General features: G+C 65.3%; 1 protein-coding gene. It reads left to right on the top strand.

Going from position 1 to position 291, the window contains the following annotated elements; translation table 11 throughout:
- A partial coding sequence (locus ACLJNW_RS24455; protein ID WP_410961252.1) for a hypothetical protein occupies positions 1 to 291 on the top strand: 291 nt, incomplete at both ends.

Below are 291 nucleotides of genomic sequence, written 5' to 3'. Positions count from 1 at the left end.
GGCGTTCTCCCTCAGCTACATCGAGAACGCCCTGACCTCCAACCCGGTACTCGCGCCGCTGGCCACCCGCGACATGGCCGACGTCTATCGCTTCGTCGCCAAGGCCGAGGGCAAGACGTTCTACAGCAACGAGCTGGCCCACGGCTACAGCGGTGCCGAGATCAACGAGATCAGCAGCACCCTGCAACGCCTCATGCAGGTGCGCGACGTGGTGCTCAAGGTCAACCAGCAGTACATCGCCAGCGCCGCCCAGGCCGACCAGTACCGCAGCGAGCCGCCGTTCAAGCTGCA

Origin of the sequence: Salmonella sp. SAL4457, from assembly GCF_046548235.1 — a bacterium.
In the GTDB taxonomy this organism is placed as follows: domain Bacteria; phylum Pseudomonadota; class Gammaproteobacteria; order Enterobacterales; family Enterobacteriaceae; genus Salmonella; species Salmonella enterica.
The sequence above is the reverse complement of the archived record's forward strand: the minus strand, read 5'-3'. Positions and strand labels throughout refer to the sequence as shown.